The sequence below is a fragment of the Archangium violaceum Cb vi76 genome (assembly GCF_000733295.1).
GTDB lineage: Bacteria > Myxococcota > Myxococcia > Myxococcales > Myxococcaceae > Archangium > Archangium violaceum.
In genome coordinates this window covers 1-3,557 of the sequence record NZ_JPMI01000081.1, presented here as the reverse complement: position 1 = coordinate 3,557, position 3,557 = coordinate 1, and the positions used below count along the sequence as shown (strand labels likewise).

Below are 3,557 nucleotides of genomic sequence, written 5' to 3'. Positions count from 1 at the left end.
GGTTTCAACGCTTTGGCCCAGTAGCACACAGATGCCGGGCTGACGCCTATCTTCCGTGCAACATCTACCTGAGAATACCCTTTTTCTAGGAGCTTGGCTGCGGCAAGCCGCCTCTCTTCCAATTGCTCGGTCGTCAGCTGCCTCGGATGCCAGGGCACGATGAAGATCCTCCACCGATTTTAACCCCAGCGCATTAAGCTACATTCCTGAAGCTCCATAGAACAAGTGAGGGCAGACTCACCAGCCCACAAGACTGGGCACTCGGGCGTCACGCGAGCTTCTCGGGTGCCGTGGTAGACGGCTCCCAGGGAACCGCTCCAGCAACAACTCGAAGGCGACGCTCACCGCCAGTTGGGCCAGGGGTGCTCCCAGACGGAAGTGGATGCCATGGATTAAGCCCATGTGATTGTTGGGTGTACGCCCCACGTTCAACCGGTCGGCACGGGGCAGCCCAGCATCCCGGTCTGCTGGTATTTCACCCAAACGGCCTCATGGGCCTGGATGCACAGACCGTGCAGTTCCAGGTCATCCTGCGCTTCGCGAAGGATGCTCAGCTCGAACGAGACGTAGTAGCACAGCATCTCCCCCACCGACGAGGGGATGAGGGAACGCTCCTCCCGCAAGCCGTTGGAGTTGGTCCGGATGATGAAACAATGCCAGCAGGCCCTTGCCCAATCAGCTTGGATCAGAGCATGCAAACCAACCCTCCGGCAGCAATCACACAATATGGATGATATCTCCACCTCCCCACTTTGATCTCAGGTATTCCGCAACCAATCTTCTGTGGCAGTTGATTGGCTTATCTTCACTGCAAAGCAAACACGAATTATCAATGATACCTTGAGGAACACTCCTCTCCACCTCACGCCGGGACATTAGGTGCAGGAACTTTTGCTCGTAAACAGCCCAGTCCCCTTTATTCTTCTTGTATTCGTCAAGAATATCCTGTGTCGGCGCCAATTCGGGCAGATGGACGTAGTCCATGCCGCATATTTCTTTCAGAAAAAAACGGAGATCATCGCGCTTCGAGAAGCCCGCCAACTGAGAAACATTATTCAGCCGGACATCTACCAATCTATTTGCCCCTGTCCTCCTCAGCTTCAGAAAGAACTCTTCGGCAGACTTCTTTGTGAACCCAATTGTATAAATTTTCATCTATAAATTTTCATCTAGAGGTGGCGTCTGAGGTGTTTACGAGGCGCTGCTTCTCGTCGACGTACGCAATCTTATCCTCCTGCATGCGGTACGCTTCGTCGAGCAATTGTTCTGCAGAGCGAAAGAAGTCGTGAGGAGGAAGTCCGACGAGGCCAAGAAGTCGCCGCATTGCATCCTGGTGTTTTTCCAGCCGTCCATCACCATGGATGTGCTTCACCTCAACACCAAGCCGCTCCAACACTCGCGAAACAAGAATTGTCCTATGACAATAAAGAGGATCTCGCTCTGAGCACAAAAGAGCTATGTTATATCTTTCCAACCCCTTCAGAACTCGTGCGATTCCCTGATTAAACTCTGGTGTTTGCGCAAGGCGCCCATACTGAACCTTACCTGCATCATAACAGTTGGGATCTTCTGAACGCGCTCCAAGCTCCCGACCAAGGAAGACATACGCAATTTTTCGCACCTTCAGAGCAGCATGCAGTGCCTCACGATTGAATTGTGGATTGAGGCGACTGTATGGGCTAGAGCGAACATCCGCCACAGCTGTAACACCGTGCTGAGTCAACAAGCCCATCAGGTGTTCGGCTGGGTGCGTTGAGTGCCCTATTGTCATGATATGACGAGCATCCATTGCACTCTTCTCCTAGGCTATTTCCCGCGTGATGATTGCCGCCACGAGCTTATAACACTCACCATCCTTGGGCTCGCCAAGGCTGACAGTGATGTACGCCTCCCCCAGGTCGAACTCCCCATTCTTTTTGGCCAAGTAGAGCTTCTCTACAACAGGATCTGTGACCCAAAGCTGATACTGGATACCATTATATGAGAATGCGGCCTGCACGCGTCTTTTTGCGTTTCCAAATGACAGACCGGGAGCAAACACGCTTATGCGCAGATCATCCACGCAAATAAAAACAAGAGAATAACCAAACGTCTTTGCGTCCGCTAGTGAGACTCTGTCATGAAGACCATGGTAGGTGCTATCACCGTTAGACCAGAGTTCTTGCACGTTATCGACCAGTTGCGTCAAGTCATCCCACGTCAACCTCCCTACCTTCTCCCAGTAATATCGCGCATCCAGCAGCTTATTTTCCTTTTGATGGTCCTTAGGACGAGCCTCTACAAAGTGTATATCAATTATATCGAGCAGAGAGGGATCACTTCCGTCCTCGTACTGCCGCTCTTCGTACGACACTTCCTCATGCTCTCTGTCACTCACTGGCCTGACCCAAGCACCAGGAGCATTGCCCCTCATTATCTTTCCGGCGATACATCTCCCAGAGAGCTTTCTTGAATTTGCGAGGCAAACTATTCTCTTAATGTTGGACATGACATTACCAAGTGGCTGTGCGCCTACGGTACGCTTTATGCTCGACGTAGCCTATGTTACCGGTTAGCACCAAACTCTTCGATCTCCTGAATGCCTCGAGCGACAGATTCCCATCATGCACCCCATGGGCCAAAACGCAAAAGAGGCTTCAGCTTGCTAGGACGACAGACATCCAGGGACTCGCGCGTTGAAGGCCGGTTGGCCCCTTGGATTCCACGTGAGCCCTGACACCGACGCCTTGTTTTAAAGGCTTACGGTTCAATCATAATATGCAGCTTCTCCACGTTCAGCCCGTACTCTGAAGAAGTAAAAGACCGAGGACTTGATGGCTTGGCTGCTGACTTTCGCAGAACCTTGACCCGAACTTGCAATTTTTTTCATTTTCCAGGATGGTTCCTCGGGGGGACTGTTCGTGAAAGCTCAGTTTCTGTGCCTTGCAAATTCGTGGAAGCAGAGCGGACGGTGCGTAGCAGGGTTGCACATGAGCGGGAGTGGTGCTGGGTGGATACGACCTATTTCCAATCAACCTGGTGGTGCAGTCCCTTATCCGACATATGTTTTCAAGCAGGGAAGAGAAGCATCCTTGCTAGATATTATTGAAGTGGAAGTAACGGGGGCCTGTCCTAGCCCGCATCAGCCCGAGAATTGGATGCTTGGAACTGCTCCATGGACGCTGGTGGGGCAGTTTGCACGCGCTAGCGCCTATACCGGGTTGGTGTCGTGGCTATGGACTGGCCCACAACTATTTGGAGGTACCGGAGATCGGATTCCTTATTCACTCTTCGCTCAATCTCCTGCGTCTTCCTCGCTTGTTCTAATTAAACCTGATGTCATAGATTTCGAGATCTCGAAAGGTTGGGGAGGCAAGCGTAAGACACGCGGCATTTTCCAACTCAAGGGCACATCTTACAATCTCTCCATAACGGACCCGCTCTTTAGTCAGCATCTCAAAATTTTTCCTGATGGAAGATACACGCGAGCAAATCTAGGTATCGCTCAATCCGATCGTATTCTTCTTACTGTCAGTCTTGGGGAGCCTCTGCCTTCTGATGGTTGCTGCTACAAACTG

At 51.7% G+C, this 3,557-nt stretch carries 6 protein-coding genes; 1 reads left to right on the top strand and 5 read right to left on the bottom strand.

All coding sequences use genetic code 11. The features are described 5' to 3' along the window. The 5 genes from Q664_RS62925 to Q664_RS57675 form a co-directional block, all read right to left on the bottom strand. Positions 1–158: helix-turn-helix domain-containing protein (locus tag Q664_RS62925; protein WP_160174401.1), on the bottom strand; the 158-nt coding region annotated here is incomplete at its 3' end. Positions 159–428: 270 nt separating this feature from the next. Beyond that, positions 429–698 (bottom strand): hypothetical protein, encoded by a 270-nt coding sequence (locus Q664_RS13880; RefSeq protein WP_043394557.1) that lies wholly within the window; start codon positions 696–698, stop codon positions 429–431. A 19-nt stretch (positions 699–717) separates the two neighbouring features. Continuing rightward, positions 718–1,155, bottom strand: a complete 438-nt coding sequence (locus tag Q664_RS54765) for a DUF488 domain-containing protein (protein WP_075207425.1) — start codon at positions 1,153–1,155, stop codon at positions 718–720. Positions 1,156–1,165: 10 nt separating this feature from the next. Then, complete coding sequence (locus Q664_RS54760) at positions 1,166–1,789, bottom strand: DUF488 domain-containing protein (RefSeq protein WP_075207424.1); 624 nt, start codon at positions 1,787–1,789, stop codon at positions 1,166–1,168. Between the two features lie 12 nt (positions 1,790–1,801). Next, on the bottom strand, positions 1,802–2,488 hold the full coding sequence (locus tag Q664_RS57675; protein ID WP_043394556.1) for a dual OB domain-containing protein: 687 nt from the start codon (positions 2,486–2,488) through the stop codon (positions 1,802–1,804). 412 nt (positions 2,489–2,900) lie between these two features. On the opposite strand from Q664_RS57675, the gene Q664_RS60840 reads away from it, so the two are divergent. Further along, the coding region (locus Q664_RS60840; protein ID WP_425117425.1) for a dual OB domain-containing protein at positions 2,901–3,557 on the top strand (657 nt) is incomplete at its 3' end.